The organism is Stenotrophomonas sp. STEN038, assembly GCF_056759895.1.
Genome location: NZ_JBRRDW010000053.1, coordinates 15,945 through 30,564, shown reverse-complemented (window position 1 = coordinate 30,564; position 14,620 = coordinate 15,945). Strand labels below are relative to the sequence as shown.

Annotated in this window: 10 protein-coding genes; 3 read left to right on the top strand and 7 right to left on the bottom strand. The window is 63.9% G+C overall.

Features of this window, described 5'->3' with window-relative positions; genetic code table 11:
- Positions 1–408: 408 nt before the first annotated feature.
- The 3 genes from ACVOLS_RS17800 to ACVOLS_RS17790 all read left to right on the top strand — a co-directional run bounded on the left by ACVOLS_RS17800 (position 409) and on the right by ACVOLS_RS17790 (position 4,593).
- Complete coding sequence (locus tag ACVOLS_RS17800; protein WP_481546735.1) at positions 409–2,001, top strand: M20/M25/M40 family metallo-hydrolase; 1,593 nt, start codon at positions 409–411, stop codon at positions 1,999–2,001.
- 692 nt (positions 2,002–2,693) lie between these two features.
- Positions 2,694–4,094, top strand: coding sequence for a glutamate--tRNA ligase (gltX, locus tag ACVOLS_RS17795; protein WP_481546734.1), 1,401 nt, complete (start codon positions 2,694–2,696; stop codon positions 4,092–4,094).
- Between the two features lie 13 nt (positions 4,095–4,107).
- Entirely contained in the window at positions 4,108–4,593 is a 486-nt protein-coding gene (locus tag ACVOLS_RS17790; protein WP_282266682.1) for a Fur family transcriptional regulator, read from the top strand.
- A 280-nt stretch (positions 4,594–4,873) separates the two neighbouring features.
- Here ACVOLS_RS17790 and ACVOLS_RS17785 read toward each other — a convergent pair whose 3' ends face one another.
- From ACVOLS_RS17785 to ACVOLS_RS17755, 7 genes are all read right to left on the bottom strand, one after another.
- The gene (locus tag ACVOLS_RS17785) at positions 4,874–6,574 is read right to left on the bottom strand and encodes an amidohydrolase (protein ID WP_481546733.1); all 1,701 of its coding nucleotides are present in this window, start codon (positions 6,572–6,574) and stop codon (positions 4,874–4,876) included.
- 189 nt (positions 6,575–6,763) lie between these two features.
- On the bottom strand, positions 6,764–7,903 hold the full coding sequence (locus ACVOLS_RS17780; protein ID WP_481546732.1) for an HlyD family secretion protein: 1,140 nt from the start codon (positions 7,901–7,903) through the stop codon (positions 6,764–6,766).
- A 14-nt stretch (positions 7,904–7,917) separates the two neighbouring features.
- On the bottom strand, positions 7,918–9,582 hold the full coding sequence (locus ACVOLS_RS17775) for an MFS transporter (protein ID WP_481546731.1): 1,665 nt from the start codon (positions 9,580–9,582) through the stop codon (positions 7,918–7,920).
- On the bottom strand, positions 9,579–10,148 hold the full coding sequence (locus tag ACVOLS_RS17770; RefSeq protein ID WP_481546730.1) for a TetR/AcrR family transcriptional regulator: 570 nt from the start codon (positions 10,146–10,148) through the stop codon (positions 9,579–9,581). Before ACVOLS_RS17770 ends, ACVOLS_RS17775 begins: the two co-directional genes overlap by 4 nt.
- A 76-nt stretch (positions 10,149–10,224) precedes the next feature.
- Entirely contained in the window at positions 10,225–11,436 is a 1,212-nt protein-coding gene (locus ACVOLS_RS17765) for an MFS transporter (protein WP_481546729.1), read from the bottom strand.
- Positions 11,433–11,861 (bottom strand): MarR family winged helix-turn-helix transcriptional regulator, encoded by a 429-nt coding sequence (locus ACVOLS_RS17760; protein ID WP_481546728.1) that lies wholly within the window; start codon positions 11,859–11,861, stop codon positions 11,433–11,435. The genes ACVOLS_RS17765 and ACVOLS_RS17760 overlap by 4 nt, the downstream gene beginning before the upstream one ends.
- A gap of 516 nt (positions 11,862–12,377) precedes the next feature.
- Complete coding sequence (locus ACVOLS_RS17755) at positions 12,378–14,576, bottom strand: TonB-dependent receptor (RefSeq protein ID WP_481546727.1); 2,199 nt, start codon at positions 14,574–14,576, stop codon at positions 12,378–12,380.
- Positions 14,577–14,620 lie beyond the last annotated feature (44 nt).

Here is a 14,620-nt window from a genome sequence, read left to right as displayed (position 1 = left end):
GGCAGGATTTTTCGACGATACATCCATGTATCGTCGAAAAACGACGTGCGTCCTGCACGTCGCCCCGTGCGGGGTCTTGTCTGCCAGCTCCGTCGCTGCGGAAGGGGCCCGGTAAGTCAACGGCGGAAGCAACGGCAACAGCAACGGCAACGGCAACAAGCGCAACGACTGTGGACTGATACGGACTTGGGTTGCGCGGCCCTTGAGAACTGCCGGGATGTGCTCCGAAAGCCAATGACCTTGATCGGCAAAGTGAGCTGTAGCCTGCGCTGGCGCGTGTGCTGGTGACTCGGCTGGACTGAATCGCCCAGGTATAGCCAAACCATGACCATTGGCCGACTCGGCAGCTGCTGTTCACTGGCTAGACTCGACGCTTTGTTGTCATTGGGCCTAAGGCCGGGGGAAAGCATGATCAAGCGGGGTTTGTTGGCGTTGTGCATGGGCTTGGCGGTGAGCGCTACGGCGCAGGCGGCCGAGCAGGTGGATCTGGATATGGTCAGCAAGATCCGCCAGGAGGCGTTCCACCGTTCGCAGGTGATGGATACCTTCAGCCATCTGACCGAAACCATCGGCCCGCGCCTGAGCAATTCGCCGGCCATGATCCAGGCCAATGCCTGGAGCCGTGGCAAGTTCAACGAGTGGGGCCTGGTCAATGTGCATGACGAGGCCTTCGAGGACTTCGGTCGTGGCTGGGAGTTCACCTCGGCCAGCGTCGAGATGCTGGGCCAGCGCGTGCAGCCGCTGCATGCCTTGCCCAAGGCGTGGACGCCGGGTACCAATGGTGCGGTGGAAGGAGAGCTGATCCAGGTCGATATCAAGAAGCTGGCCGATCTTGAGAAGTACAAGGGCAAGCTGCGCGGCAAGATCCTGCTGCTGGGTGATGCGCGCGAGTACAAGCGTGGCACCGAGTCCGATTCGCATCGGCACGATGCAACGTCGTTGGAAGGTCTGCAGGCGTTCACCATCCCCAAGGCGGCGGAAGAGGACCGCGCAAAGCGGTTGAAGGAGTTCAACGAGCGCCAGGAACTGACCAAGGCGGTCAATGCGTTCTTCATCGACGAAGGTGCGTTGGCGTCGATCAGCATCAGCGGCTGGGACAACGGCATCATCCGCGTGGCCGGTGGTGGTTCGCGCAAGGCCGGCGAGTCGGTGGGCATCCCGGAGCTGGCGATGATTGCCGAGCATTTCAATCCGTTGGTGCGGGCGCTCAAGGACAAGCAGACGGTGACGCTGCGGGTCAACGTGGACGCGCGTTTCACCGACGAGACCAATCAGCCTGGTCACAACACGCTTGCCGAGATCCGTGGCAGCAGCAAGGCCGACGAGATCGTGATGCTGGGTGCGCACATGGACTCCTGGCACACCGGCACCGGTGCGGCCGACAACGCCGCCGGCGTGGCGGTGATGATGGAGGCGATGCGCATCCTCAAGGCGGTGGGAGCAAAGCCCAAGCGTACGATCCGCGTGGCTCTGTGGAGTGGTGAGGAGCAGGGTCTGGTTGGTTCGCAGGCCTATGTGGCGCAGCATTTCGCGCGTTATCCGGAGCCGACCGATGCAACGCAGAAGGCGCTGCCGGCATCGTTGCGTGAGCCGACCGGCCCGCTGCAGAAGCTGCGTGATTACGAGAAGTTCCAGGTCTACTTCAACATGGACAACGGTTCGGGCCGGTTCCGTGGCATCTATGCGCAGGAAAACATGGCGGCGATGCCGATTTTCGAGGCGTGGTTGAAGCCGTTCAACGATGTCGGTGCGACCACGGTGGCCACGCGCAATACCGGCAGCACGGATCACATCAGTTATGACCGGGTGGGCCTGCCGGGCTTCCAGTTCATCCAGGACCGTCTGGATTACTTCAGCAATGTGCATCACAGCCATCTGGATACCTGGGATCACGCGGAGCCCGAGGATCTGAAGCAGGCGGCGGCGATTGTGGCATCGTTCGTCTATAACGCTGCGATGCGCGAGGAGCGGTTCCCGCGCAAGCCGTTGTTGGAGAAGTGAGTTAGCCGGATTTGCTTGAAGGAAGGGCCGCATTGCGGCCCTTCTGCTTTTGGGAAAGAGCAAGCAATGCTCGATGCTTCCCTTCTCCCGCGCGCGGGGGAAGGTGCCCGGAGGGCGGATGGGGGGAGCTTTGGCTTTGGCTTTGGCTTCGGTTGTTGCTGTAAGCAACAGCAAGATCAAGATCAAGAGCTTTCACCCCCCTTCGGGGAGCGAGCCACCTTTCTTTGCTTGTGCAAAGAAACCTGGCGCAAAGAAAGCACACCCTGCCTCCGCGCCCACGCCGCTACGCGACGCGGGTCCACTCCGCTGGCAGGATTTTTCGACGAGACATCCCTGTCTCGTCGAAAAACGACGCACATCCCTGTCTCGTCGAAAAACGACGCACATCCCTGTGCGTCGCCCCGTGCGGGGTCTTGTCTGCCAGCTCCGTCGCTGCGGAAGGGGCCCGGTAGATCAAAGGCTGGAGCAACGGCAACGGCCGAAGCCGAAGCCAGAGCCGAAGCCAGAGCCAGAGCCAGAGCCAGAGCTGCCCTCACCCCAACCCCTCTCCCGTGAACGGGAGAGGGGCTTATAGCTGCAGGTCGCTGGCTCTTGTTGCGGCTTTCGGTCCGTGCGCGAAGGGCTGGAGTCGGTTCGAAGCACCGGCAGGGGGGAAAAGGTAAAATGCCCCGATTCCCACTTCTGCGCCCGTCATGACCGTCCGTACCCGCTTTGCCCCCAGTCCCACCGGCTACCTGCATATTGGTGGCGCCCGCACCGCGCTGTATTGCTGGCTGGAGGCGCGTCACCGTGGCGGTGAGTTCGTGCTGCGCATTGAAGATACCGACCGCGAGCGCTCCACCCAGGCCGCCATCGACGCCATCCTCGAGGCGATGGACTGGCTGGGCCTGGGCTATGACGAGGGCCCGATCTACCAGACCGCGCGCGTTGCCCGCTACCAGGAAGTGGCCGAGCAGCTGATCGCGTCGGGCAAGGCTTATTACGCCTACGAGACCAAGGAAGAGCTGGACGCCATGCGTGAAGCCGCCATGGCCAAGCAGGAAAAGCCGCGCTACAACGGCGCCGCCCGCGAGCTCAACCTGCCGTACAAGGACGACCCGAACCGCGTCATCCGCTTCAAGAACCCACTTGAAGGCACGGTGCTGTTCGATGACCTGATCAAGGGCAATATCGAGATTGCCAACAGCGAGCTGGATGACATGGTCATCTTCCGCCCGGATGGTTACCCGACCTACAACTTCGCGGTGGTGGTCGACGATTGGGACATGAACATCAATGAGGTCATCCGCGGTGATGACCACATCAACAACACCCCGCGCCAGATCAACCTGTACGAGGCCATCGGTGCGCCGGTGCCCAAGTTCGGCCATATGCCGATGATCCTGGACGAGCAGGGCGCCAAGCTGTCCAAGCGCACCGGCGCGGCCGACGTGATGCAGTACAAGGACGCCGGCTACCTGCCCGAGGCGCTGTTGAGCTATCTGGCCCGCCTGGGCTGGTCGCACGGTGACCAGGAGATCTTCACCCGCCAGGAACTGATCGACCTGTTCGACGTCACCAACTGCAATTCCAAGGCCGCGCGCCTGGACATGGCCAAGCTGGGCTGGGTCAACCAGCACTTCCTGAAGACCGAGACGCCGGCGTCCATCGTCCCGCACTTGGTCTACCAGCTGGAAAAGCTCGGTCTGGACATCAGCAAGGGCCCGGCCCCGGTCGATGTGGTCATTGCCCTGCGCGAGCGCGTGCAGACCCTGAAGGAAATGGCCGAGAAGGCCGTGGTCTGGTACACCGCGCTGAACGAGTACGACGACGCTGCGGTTGCCAAGCACTTCAAGCCCGGTGCCGACGTGCCGCTGGCCAAGGCCCGCGAGCTGCTGGCCAATGCTGAATGGACCGCCGAAGGCGTTTCGGTCGCGTTGCATGACGTGGCCGCACAGCTGGAAATGGGCATGGGCAAGGTCGCCCAGCCGCTGCGCGTGGCCATCACCGGCACCCAGGTGAGTCCTGACATTTCCCATACCGTGTATCTGGCGGGGCGCGACGAGGCCTTGAAACGCATCGACGCCGCACTCATCAAGATCCCAACGGCCTGACCCCGAGGTAGACATGACCGACGCACACTCCTGCACCGCCCCGCACCACCACGTCGAAGACGCGGCCGGTTTTGTCGCGGTGGTCGAACGGGTGTGCCGTGAGCGCGGATTGCGGTTGACCCCGATCCGCGCCAACGTGCTGCGCCTGATCGCCGAGGCTGGCAAGCCGGTCAAGGCCTACGAGCTGCTGGAATGGGTGCGTGAGGGCAAGGGTGTGGGCGCCGATGCCCCGCCCACGGTGTACCGCGCGCTGGATTTCCTGATGGCCAATGGCTTCGTGCACAAGCTGTCGTCGGTCAACTCGTTCGTTGCCTGCCACCACCCGAGCAGCAACCAGCACTCGGTGCCGTTCCTGATCTGCGACCGCTGCCATAGCGCAGTGGAGCTGGAAGACCGCGACATCGTTCGCCAGCTCGAAGCCCGCGCCAAAGAACTTGGTTTCAAGCCGCAGGCACAGACGCTGGAAGTACACGGCCTGTGCGCGAACTGCGCAGGCTGAAGCTCTAGCCCCTCTCCCTGCGGGGAGAGAGGGGTAGCGTGCGAACCATTGGTTCGCTGCCCATCGAACGCCCTTGCGCCAGCGCAAGGGCCGGGGTGCGGAGCAGGGGCTGGGGTAAGGGTAAGGCTTCAAGCAGAACTGACCCTTGTAGGAGCGGCGTAAGCCGCGAAGCCGATAGGCCTCGACCGCCCCGGTTACTTCGTTGCGGTCAACGCGCTATCGGCTTCGGATGTTGCAGTGGCTTCGCGGCTTACGCCGCTCCTACAACAGCCCGCTGTGCTTACGGTTTTGGTTTTGCTTCGTAGACCACTTCGCCATCCTTGATGGTCTGCAGCACCTTGATGCTGTGCAATTGGGTGCGCTCGATGCTCAGCGGATTGTCCGACAGCAGCACCAGGTCTGCGCGCTTGCCGACTTCGATCGAGCCCTTGCTGCTTTCCTCGCCGTACTGGCGCGCTGCCCACAAGGTGATCGCCTTCAGCGCGATCATTGGTGATACACGCTGCTCCGGTCCCAGCACGCGGCTGCTGCGGGTCACGCGGTTGACCGTTGCATCCAGCACCCGCATTGAATCGGGGAATACCACCGGCGCATCGTGGTGCGAGGTGAACACCATGCCCGCATCCAGCACCCATTGCGTGGGCGAGATGTTCTCGGCGCGCTCCGGGCCCAGCACCGAATCGCGGTGCCAGTCGCCCCAGTAATAGGTGTGCATCGGGAACAGGGAAGGGAAGATGCCGAGACGCCGCAGTTCGCCGACCTGGTCCTTGCGCAGGGTCTGGCCGTGGATCAGCACGGGGACGAGATGCTTGTCCGGATACTTGGCTTCAGCGGCGGCGACGGCATGGATCAGCTGATCGATGGCGGCATCGCCATTGGCATGTGCCAGCACCTGCCAGCCGTGGCCCCAGGCCTGGGTGATGAGGTCATCGACCTTGGCAGTGGGAAAGGCGGGATAGCCGGCATAGTCCGGTTTTTCGCCATCGGGCACCTTGTAATAAGGCTTGCTCAGCCACGCGGTCTTGCCCTGCGGCGAGCCATCCAGGCTGATCTTCACGCCGCCGATGCGGTAGTGATCAGTGTAGTTCAGGCCATAGAACGGGCCTTGCATGGCTGGGTTCTGCAAGGCCACTTCGATATCCGGGTAGGACACCATGTCGATCTTGAGCTTGCCGGCCTTGGCCGCCATCGGCAGCAGCTGCAAGGTGCCGGCGTCACTCCTGCCGTCCTGGGCGGTGGTGTAGCCGTATTTCATGTACAGCGCCTGGCCGGCTTCGAGCATGGCCAGGGATTGTTCGGCGGTCAGCGCGGGCATCAGCTTGGCCAGTGCGATGTTGTGCGCGCTCTCTTCAAGCACACCGTCAGGCACATTGCTGCCGGGCTCGCGGCGGATCACGCCACCTGATGGGTTGGGCGTGTCGGCGGTGATGCCTGCCATTTCCAGCGCCTTGCTGTTGTAAGCACCGAGATGGCCGGACTGGTGCATCAGGATGATCGGTATATCAGTGGCGATCGCATCCAGATCCTGACGGGTGGGATGGCGCTGTTCGACCAGCTGCGAATCGTCGTAGCCGAAGCCGATCAGCACCTTGTAACCCTCGGGGGTGGTCGGATGCGCGCGGAACTCTCGCATGATCTTCTGCAGTGCGGGGATCGAGTTGCCTTCGCCATCGGGCGCTGGCAGCAGGTTGGCCGAGAGCGCCTGCAGACCGACACCGGAGACGTGGCCGTGGGCATCGATGAAACCCGGCGTCAGCGTATGACCCTGCAGATCGATCTGCTGTGCCTGTGGGCTGAAACGGAGCGCTGCCTTGCGGGTGCCGACAAAGGCGATGCGCCCGTCGCGTACGACGATGGCTTCTACATCGGGGTGGCGGTCATCCACGGTGACGATGGGTCCACCGGAATACAGCGTGTCTGCTGCGTTGGCGGAGGTGGCCGTGAGTGCGGCCAGGACGGAGAGCGCCAGAATCAGTTTCACCGAGGGTTCTCCCGGCTGTGGGCAGGGGTACAGCCTAGCGCAATCGGGTGAAGGCTTTGGCTCCCTCCCTTGCGCAGCAGGGGAGGGTTGGGGAGGGGTTGGCTCTGGGCCGTTCTCGTAGTGCCAGCTTCGCGGCTTACGCCGCTCCCACAAGATGGTCGGTAAGCCCTTGCCGAGCATGGCTCGGCACTACCGCGGTTGCTCCCTCCCTTGCGTAGCAGGGGAGGGTTGGGGAGGGGTTGGGTTTTGCGTAGGCGTTGCTGCTGTGTCCACTTCCACCACCACCGACATGCCTGGGCGCAGGCGTGCGGCCAGTGGCTGATCGGGGTCAATGGCGATGCGGATCGGCAACCGCTGCACCACCTTGGTGAAATTGCCGCTGGCGTTGTCGGGCTTGAGCACCGAGAACTCCGAGCCGGTGGCTGGGGCGATCTGCTCGATGTGGCCGCGCAGCTTCTTGCCCTGGAAGGCATCGACGCTAAATGTCGCGGGCTGGCCGATCGCCATGTTCCAGGTCTGGCCTTCCTTGTAGTTGGCTACTACCCAGAGTGTGTCCGGGACCAGGAACAGCAACTGGCTGCCAGCGGTAACGTACTGCCCAAGCCGAACGGTGGCTTCGGATACCTGGCCATCGCGCGGCGCCTTGATGACGGTGTTGTCGAGGTCGATCTTGGCCAGTTCGAGAGCGGCTTCAGCCATGGAGACCTTCGCTTCCAAGCCCTTGCGCGCGACCTCGGTGGAGGTGAGGGTTTCCTCGGCGATATGGATGGCCGCCTGCGATTGCGCCACGCCGGCAGTCGCCGCCTGCGCGGAGGCGCGCAGCTTGTCGCGGTCGCTATTGGAGACCAGTTGTTGTGCTGCCAGTGCTTCGTAGCGCTGCAATTCGGTGCGGCTGCGTTGCTGCTCCGCCTGCTGCGCCGAGTGGTTTGCACGAGCCGAACTGATCTGCGCGCGGTTTTGTGCCTGGCTCTGGTCGGAGTTGGCCAGCTGCGCGCGTGCATCTTCGAGGGATGCCTGCGCTTGATCCACCTTCTGCCGGTAGATGCGCTCATCGATGCGCAGCAGCGGTTGGCCCTGTTTGACATGCTCGAAGTCGCTGACCAGCACCTCGGTGACATAGCCGTTGACCTGTGGTGCCAGCACGGTCACCTGACCGCGTACATAGGCATCGTCGGTGTGCATGAGCGTGCTGTTGAACGGCCACAGCTGCCAGGCGCGCAGGATCAAGGTCAATCCGACCAGGGCGACGACGATCATCACCACCACCGCCCGGCGACTCGGGCGGTTGTACTTGGATACCGGCGAGGGCGCCGGGGATGGAGTGTTCATTCCGGTCTTGTTGCTCATGTTTCTGCTCGGTTGTCCTGGGCCACGGCGCGGTCACGCCGAATCGCCTGTTTCACGCGGGGATTGCGCAGCGTCACCTCCAGCAGCAGCCAGGTCAGGAAGCAGATCGCGACCCAGCCACTGAAGGCGAATACATCGTTGAAGGCGCGCACATTGGCCTCGCGCTTGGCCGCTGCCGCCAAGGCCGCACTGGCCTGTGCCTTGAGTTGTACCGGGTCGGTGATGACGCGGGCGTAGGCTTGCTGTTGCAGCTGCAGGCGGCGCGCTACCTGCGGATCGGCGGGATTGAGCTGGCTTACCAGCGCGGTGGAATAGATGTGCTCGCGGTGCAGCTGGAAGCTGCTCAGGAAGGCCGAGCCGGCAAGGCTGCCAAAGCTCTGCGTCAGCGACAGGATCACGATGAAGGACACGATGTGGTCCAGCCCGCGCGCCATCGCCTGGCGTATGCCCATCAGCATCAGCGGGCCCATGAACATGCCGCTGCCCACCGCGGCCAGGAACTGGCTGAGGGCGAGATCCATCGGCCGGTCCATGCTGGTGCGGTGCTGGTCGAGGAAGGCCGCACTGCCGAGCAGGATGATGGACACCAGCAACTGCGGGATCAGCGCCTTCGGCCCGAAGGTCAGCGCACCGGCGGCAATGCCGACCAGCACGCCGATCAGAATCACTCCGAACAGCGGCGCCATCTGGTCCGGGCCCATGCCCAGCGCGCGCATCATCGAGATCATCCCGTAGGACTGCTCATTCGTCAGGAAGCGGATCAGGAACGCACCAACAATGAAGCGCAGCATCACCGGCCCCATCAGCCAGCGCACCTGCAGCAGCGGATTCCGGCGCTGATGCTCGATGCACAGTCCTGTGGTGATCAGCACCACGGCGGCAGCCAAGGCCCAGCCCAGCCACGGTGAGTCGAACCACCAGTGCAGGTAGCCCTGGCTCAGCACCACGACCAGCAGTGCAAGGCCGGGCGCCAGCAGCGCAAAGGTGAGGAAGTCGGTGCGCTCGAAGACCTTGATCTGGATGCCTGGCGGAAGTTTCAGCACCACCACTGCGGCGAACGAGCACAACGCCAGGCCGGCCTCGAACAGATACAGGTTCTGCCATTCGCCGTGGTCCAGCAGGCCGGGCGACAGCAGCCAGGCCAACGGCACCGCCAACTGCGACAAGCCGACGCCGACCACCAGCAGGTTGCCCACGTATTTGCGTGGCAGCGCCTGCAGCATGTACAGCGTGCCCAGCGTGGTGCAGGCGGCACCGGCAAAACCGCTACCGGCGCGTACCAGCAAGGTGGTCGTGTTGTTGCCGACAAACAGGTGCAGCACCGCCAGTGTGGCATAGGTGCCAAGTCCAATCTCGGCGAACAGGCGGATGCCGTATTCCTGGCGGAATTTGAACACCAGCAGGTTGGCGCTTACGTTGACCATCAGATAGGCCGCCACCAACCAGTTGGCCTCGCTGGCCTGCAGCCCCATCTGCCCGGTGATCAACGGCAGGTTGGCGCTGATCAGTGCATTGCCGAGCCCGCCGGTGATTGCCACCAGCGCCGCGACCGCAGCATAGGCCGCGCGCCGGTGCGGCGGATGCCAGGGCATCGAGGCCGAGCCGGGTAGGCTGGGCTTTTCGTGCTCTTCCCAGTCTGGAATAGGCTTGAGGGGCTTCATGTGCGCTCTGCTGCAGCCGGCGCGGACAGGCCGGGACGCAGCAATTCAATCGCACGCCGTGCGAGGGTGGCGCGATCTTCGACGGTGCGGCCGCGCAGGGCGGCACCGAGCATGCCGGAGATCAACGAGATATCCGATAGCTGCAGGTCAGGCCGGCACAGCCCTGCGGCCTTGGCCCGTAGCAGGGCCGGTTCGGACAGGCCGAGAATACGCTCGCGTGCAGCCTTGATCGTAGGTTCGTCCGGGTCCACTGCGCGCCAGTAATCAGCCAACGCAGGCGAATGCACGATGCGCTTGGCCATGCCGATGATCAGCTCGAACAATGCGTCTTCGCGCTCGCCCAGCTCGTCGACGTGTGCTTCGATCTTTTCCACGGTCCGCTGCAGCAGGGCTTCGATCAGCGCGGAGCGGTCAGGGAAGTTGCGGTAGAGCGTTGCCCGGCCCACGCCGGCGCGCGCGACCACCAGGTCGAGTGGAGCGGTGATGCCGTGCTCGCCGAACACGGCGTCGGCCGCATCCAACAGCAAAGCACGACGCACGACGGCATCGGAGCGAATGGAAGTCATGCCTACATGATCCGGACAAAAATGTCCGGTTTCAATGGGCGGCATGGGACGGGTCGTTGCGGCGGCCCGGTTCCGTTCAGCTTGTGGCGAGCTGGCGGCGCAGTGGTGCTTCGCGGATCGGCAGGTTGATCAGCGCTGCTGCAGCGGCCAATGCCATGTCCGCGTACCACATCCAGCTGTAGTCGCCGCCGTACTCCAGTGCCACGCCGCCCAGCCAGGCACCGAAGAACGCGCCGATCTGGTGCGAGAACAGGGTCAGGCCGAACAGGGTGCCCATGTGACGTGGACCGAACAGCTTGCCGACCAGTCCCGCGGTGGGCGGCACCGTCGCCAGCCAGGTGAAGCCCAGTGCGGCGGCGAACACATAGAAGGTCATCGGTGTCGGCGGTGATGCCAGATAGACCGCGATCAGCACCGCGCGGCTGAGGTACATCCAGAACAGCAGCCACTTCATGCGGAAGCGTTCGCCAAGTGCACCGATGATCAGGCTGCCGGCAACATTGAACAGGCCGATCAGGGCAATCGATACCGAGGCCACGTTCGGCGACAACCCGCAAAGCGCGATTTCGCCGGGCAGGTGGGTGACCAGGAAGGCGATATGCACGCCACAGGTGAAGAAGCCCAGATGCAGGCACCAGTAACTGCGGTCACGCAGCGCGCGCTGCAGTTGTGGGCGCAGTGCTTCGCCGTCGTCACTGGCTTCGTTGCGTGGCGCACGCTTGCGCAGCGGCCAGGCCAATGGCAATGACAGCAGCACGATGAAGGCCAACGCATACAACGCCTTGATCCAGCCGAAGGCGCTGAGCAGCAACTGCACCAGCGGCGCAAACAGGAATTGGCCGAGTGAGCCGCCGGCATTGATGATGCCGGCGGCCATCGAGCGCTTCTGCGCGGGAATGCGCCAGGCGGTTGCGCCGATCAGCACCGAGAAACTGCCGGCACCGGCACCGGCTGCCAGCAGCAGGCCGAAGCTGAGGTTCAGCCCCCAAGCGCCGGGCAGCAGGGTTGCCGCGATCAGGCCGACCGCCAGCAGCACGGCGCCGCCTATCAGTACCGGCAGCGGTCCGCGCTGATCGGCCATCGCGCCGAAGAAGGGCTGCACTGCGCCCCAGACGAACTGGCCTATCGCCAATGAAAAGCTGATCTGGGCGATGCCCAACCCGGTCGAAACATGGATGGGGTCGATCAGCAGGCCGCTGGTCTGGCGCACGCCCATGGTCACCATCAGGATGCTGGAGGCGGCCAGTAACAACAGCCAGGGTGTGCGGGTGGGAGCTTGCGCGCTCATGCCGGTTGCTCCTGCTCCAGTGATCGGGTGAGTGTTTCCAGCTGTTGGTTGAGACCAGCGATACGCGCGCTGCCGAACAGGTTTTCGATTTCCTGTTGCGCCTGTTGCCAGAGGGGTAAGGCTTTCTGCAGGCGACGTTTGCCGGCGGCGGTGATGTGCAGCTGGCGCTGGCGGGAGTCCGCACCGGGGGCGGAGCTGAGCAGGCCGGCTTCGAGCAGCGGCTTGAGGTTGCGGGTGAGGGTGGTGCGGTCCATGCCCAGCGCATCGGCGAGTTCGCCCAGCGGACGTGGCTGGCTGGAGCGGCGCAGGATGGAATAGGCGTTGAGGCTTAGGTCGGCGGCGGCCAGATGGCGGTCATACAACTGGGAAACGCGGCGCGTGGCGCGGCGCAGTTGGAAGCAGGTGCAGGGGCTGGAGGTGTCCATCGGCGTGTGGGGCAGGGCGATGACGGGAGTTTATGTGCATATGCACGTAATTGCGAGTGGTGGTTGCTGGCCACGCTGGCGCGTGGCGCGCTTCGCGTTCGCTTTGGCCTTGGCTTTGGTTTGGCTTTGGTTTGGCTTCGGCTTCGGCTTCGGCTTTGGCTTTGGCTGTTGCTGTTGCTGTGGCCGTGGCCGTGGCTTTCCCTTCTCCCGCTTGCGGGGGAAGGTGCCCGGAGGGCGGATGGGGGGGCTTTTGATCTGGCTCTGGCTGTACTTGAGTTTGTTTCAACGCAGATGGTTCTGCATGAAGCAAAAAACCACCTTGCGGTGGTTTTTGTGTGCGCTTGGGTTGTTAAGCGGGAGAGTCTGAAGCGGAAGCGGGACCAACTGCAGAAGCAAAAGCTTGCCCTCACCCCTGCCCCTCTCCCGCAGGCGGGAGAGGGGAAAGCAGGAGCAGGAGCCAAAGCTCAAAGCCAAAGCCAAAGCTCAAAGCCAAAGCTCAAAGCCTGCAGTAGCCTCTTAGAACCAGGCGCGGATACCAAACGCCACGCCACGGCCCGGCAGCGGCGAATAATCCCGCAGCAGCGAGGTATGCGGGCGTGCCTCACGATCGGTCAGGTTGCTGCCATCGAGGAATACTTCGTAGCTGTTGCTGCCATTGCGGTCCCAGCGATACGCCACATGTGCGTCCACCAGCGTGTAACCGGCACTGGCTTCCTCGTTCTCCGCAACATCCTTCTGGCTGCCATAGCGCACGGCACCCAGCGAGGCGCGCCAGCCACCCAGCGACCAGTGGAGGTCTGCACCCACACGGGCCGGGGCGATGCGCGGCAGGTAGCCGCCATTGGCCAACTCGACGTTGTAGTTATGCGCGTGATCGCCATGCGGCACAGCGATGGCGACATTGCGGGTGCCGCTGCCATCCAGTTCGGCCTTCACGTAGTCACCAAAAACGCGCAGGTCCCAGTCGCCTGCGACGTTCTCCAGCATGTGCCAGGTGGCCTCAGCTTCAGCACCCTTGAACGTTGCGTCGTTCTGGGTCCAGGTGCGCACCGGCAGGCCGCCTTCGACCACGCCGGTGTCGGCCAGGTAGATGAAGTCCTTGAACTTGGTCTGGTAGATCGCTGCCTGCAGGTCGAAGCGTTCGTTATGCGCGTGCAGGCCCAGCTCCATGCGACGACCGCGTTCGGTGTCCATGTTGGCGTTGCCGATTTCCAGTGAGCGGGTGGCGATGTGGGCGCCGGCGGCGTACAGCTCTTCGTTGGTCGGTGCACGCTCGGAGGCGTCCACGCCGAAGCGCAGGTCGAAGGTGTCGTTCAAGGCCCAGATGCCGGACGCCGACAGGTTGGTCGCGCCGAAGCTGCGGTTGCGCTGGGCGTCGTTCGGGTCGAGCTTGACCCGGTCGTGGCGCGCACCCAGTTCCAGCTTGAACGGGCCGAACTGCTTTTCCTGCAGCACGAAAGCGCCAATGGTGTCGGTGGTGGTGCCAGGCACGAAGGCTTCCTCGCCGGTGGCGCCGAAATCGCTGCTGCCGAACTGCACGCCGAAGGCGCCGTCCCAGCCGGCCAGCGGCTGCTGCACGGCTTCCACGCGGCCTTCAAAGCCCTTGTTGGTGAAGCGGGTGGACGGTGTGCCGGCTTCCAGCTCGGTGTGCTCGTAATCGGTATAGCCGCCGCGCACGGTCAGACTCTTCAGGAACGAGGTCGGGTTGTACAGGCCACCCTTCAGGTCGAAGCGGTTCTGCACCATGTCGATGCGTACATCGTGCTCATCGCCTTCCTCGCCGTGGTCGTGGTCGTGATCGTCATGGTCGTGGCCATGATCATCGTCGGCATGCACGTGGGCACCGTTGGGGATGCCATAGTTGCTCCGGTACGTGCCCAGCGATGCGCCGAGGAAGCCGCCTTCGCCAAACCAGGTGGCGCCGACGCCGCCGGCGCGGGTGCGCACCGAGCTGTTGTCCAGGCGGCCGCGGGTGCCGGCGTCTTCGTCGTGGGCATCGTGATCGTCATGGCCGTCTGCATCCAATGCGTGCGGGGCGATGGCATAGCCGGGGATGCGGTAGTCATCGCCATTGCGGATCAGGCCGTCGACATGCAGGACCAGGTTGTCGCCGCTGACGCCGTCCAGGCGGAACATGCCACTGCGCTCCTGGTTGACCGAGTTGCCGCGCAGCTCAGCACGGCCGCTGATTGGGCGGTCCGGTACCTCGCTGGCAATGCGGCCATCGACCACGTTCACTGCGCCACCGATTGCGCCGCTGCCGAACAGCAAGGTGGCCGGGCCCTTCAATACCTCGATCTGGTCAGCCAGGAAGGGCTCGATGGCAGAGGCGTGGTCGGCGCTGACGGTGGAGGCGTCCATGTTGCCGACGCCATTGGACACCACCGCCACGCGCGGGCCTTCCTGGCCGCGGATGATTGGACGGCCGACGCCCGGACCGAAGAAGGTGCTCTGCACGCCGGGCAGCTTGGCCACGGTGTCGCCCAAGGTGCCGGATTTGTGTTCGTCCAGATCGGTGCCGGCCAAGACCTCGACCGGGCGTGCCAGCGACTCCGCAGAGCCCTGCAGCGGTGAAGCGGTGACCTTTACTGCGGTCAGTTCGGTGAGGTGATGGCTCTGCCCAGCGTCGTCATCTGCGGCACTGGCGACGGCGGGGAGGGCGGCGGCAAGGGCGAGGAACAGCAGGTGGTGCCGGGTGTGACGGGGGAAGGGCATGAGGATTCCTTTGTTACTGTGTATCACTGGGGTGGCAATCTGAA

Coding starts and splice junctions, on each gene's coding strand:
- ACVOLS_RS17800 (WP_481546735.1), top strand. CDS start 409: ATGATCAAGCGGGGTTTGTTGGCGTTGTGCATGGGCTTGGCGGTGAGC.
- gltX (WP_481546734.1), top strand. CDS start 2,694: ATGACCGTCCGTACCCGCTTTGCCCCCAGTCCCACCGGCTACCTGCAT.
- ACVOLS_RS17790 (WP_282266682.1), top strand. CDS start 4,108: ATGACCGACGCACACTCCTGCACCGCCCCGCACCACCACGTCGAAGAC.
- ACVOLS_RS17780 (WP_481546732.1), bottom strand. CDS start 7,903: ATGAACACTCCATCCCCGGCGCCCTCGCCGGTATCCAAGTACAACCGC.
- ACVOLS_RS17775 (WP_481546731.1), bottom strand. CDS start 9,582: ATGAAGCCCCTCAAGCCTATTCCAGACTGGGAAGAGCACGAAAAGCCC.
- ACVOLS_RS17770 (WP_481546730.1), bottom strand. CDS start 10,148: ATGACTTCCATTCGCTCCGATGCCGTCGTGCGTCGTGCTTTGCTGTTG.
- ACVOLS_RS17765 (WP_481546729.1), bottom strand. CDS start 11,436: ATGAGCGCGCAAGCTCCCACCCGCACACCCTGGCTGTTGTTACTGGCC.
- ACVOLS_RS17760 (WP_481546728.1), bottom strand. CDS start 11,861: ATGGACACCTCCAGCCCCTGCACCTGCTTCCAACTGCGCCGCGCCACG.
- ACVOLS_RS17755 (WP_481546727.1), bottom strand. CDS start 14,576: ATGCCCTTCCCCCGTCACACCCGGCACCACCTGCTGTTCCTCGCCCTT.